The sequence below is a fragment of the Butyrivibrio sp. genome, from assembly GCF_017940685.1.
Classification (GTDB): Bacteria; Bacillota; Clostridia; order Lachnospirales; family Lachnospiraceae; genus Butyrivibrio.
The window spans coordinates 1-1,754 of the sequence record NZ_JAGAYD010000207.1 but is presented as its reverse complement, the minus strand read 5'-3'; the positions used below and the strand labels follow the sequence as shown (position 1 = coordinate 1,754).

General features: G+C 42.1%; 1 protein-coding gene. It reads left to right on the top strand.

From position 1 onward, the window contains the following. Positions 1-436: 436 nt before the first annotated feature. The gene (locus J6I68_RS12660) at positions 437-1,750 is read left to right on the top strand and encodes an ISL3 family transposase (protein ID WP_330622511.1); all 1,314 of its coding nucleotides are present in this window, start codon (positions 437-439) and stop codon (positions 1,748-1,750) included. Positions 1,751-1,754: the final 4 nt, after the last annotated feature.

The following is a 1,754-nucleotide window of genomic DNA, read 5'->3' as shown; positions in this document are numbered from 1 at the left end:
GGGTCAATCATTTTTCTTATGGGTTTAGCCTCAAATGTTTTAGGTTATCGCCATCCTGCCGCCATCCTTGACAGGTCAAAAAATAAATGCTGTGGGTTAATCACCGACGGCGAAGAACTCAAGAACAATCAGTTATGTTTCTCCGTCGATACAACAGTGTTGCATTTATTTTCTGACCTGTCAAGGACATGCCCTCGTACCTCGGGTGGCTGGATTCCTCCTCTGGCTCTGACGCCTAAGAACAATCGTAGTGTATCATTTTTAGTTGCATAGAAAAGGACCTTCCGTTATGATTGAATTGCATCTTGGCGGATGTAACAACCCAATCAAGGAGGTCCTCAATTGAATTATATACTATCTGAAGCCAATGGACAATTAAAGTTTGACTTTTCTGAAACATTTTTGATGATTCCATCCTGTTTACCCGGATTTACTAATTCTAACAGAGACAGTAACTACAAAATCCGGTAAATCTGCTTTCTGTTTCAAGGGGACACTGGATCTTCCAGAGTCAGAACGAGTATGCACCTGCGGATGCCGCATGCAGAAGAATGATTCAACCAGTATTACTCTGCGTCATCTTCCTTTTGGCGGCAGCTATACGGTGTTAAATTTTGATAAGGTTCAGCTCTTCTGCCCTAAATGTAAGGCTACGAAGATGCAGTATGTTTCTTTTGCTGCACCAGGTCATCGTATGACTGCTGAATTATACAATTATGCCAGAGACCTTCTTGCGCGTGGCACATATACTCTGAAAGAGGTTGCCGAGCTTACCGGTCTTGGCAGGAATACCGTCAAGGACATCGATCTTCAGCGCCTGAAAGAGAAATACACCATTGACGGTGAGAAGCTTGCCAAACCTGAAAAACAGGCTGTTTTCCTGGGCATTGATGAGTTTAAGCTTCATAATGGCCACAAATATGCGACACACATCACAGATCTGCATACCGGGCATATCCTCTGGATCCAGGCCGGGAAAAAGAAGCAGGTAGTCTATGATTTTATAGACTTTGTAGGTCTGGACTGGATGAAAGAAGTCAAGGCTGTTGCATGTGACATGAATTCTGATTTTCAAGAAGCATTTCTTGAAAAATGTCCTCATCTTAAGATTGTATTTGACCATTTTCATATCATCAAAAATTTCAATGAAAAGGTTGTTGCTCCTGTCAGAATTGCTGAGCAAAAAAGACTGATGGAAGCCGGAGATACTGAGGCGGCAGAATCATTAAAGCACACCAAATATATTCTTACCTCGAAGCGTACCACGCTTCAAAGAAAAGACCAGGAAGCACGCGAAGGCAGGATTATCTCAAAAGGCAGCACTCTGTTTAAGGAAGAACAACGTGTGCGCAAAGAAGGCTACGAAGCCAAATACGATGCACTGCTTGAGGAGAATAAACTTCTCTTCACAATTGATCTGATCAAGGAGAAACTTGACAACGCATACAAGCTGACAGACCCGGTAAAAATGGGAACAGCCATAGCTGATATCGTATGGGATTGTATGCATACCGGTAACGAACATTTTGAATGGTTCGGAAGACTTCTCATGAACCATCATGATGGAATCATTACATATGCAGTGTATCATATCTCAACAGGTAAGATGGAAGGCATCAACAATAAAATCAAGACGATTCGCCGGCAGGGGTATGGATATCCTGACGATGAGTATTTCTTTTTAAAACTCATTGATATGAGCAGAGTTGATTATGTGAGGAATCCTAAATCCCATAAGTTTTGTGATTGAGCCT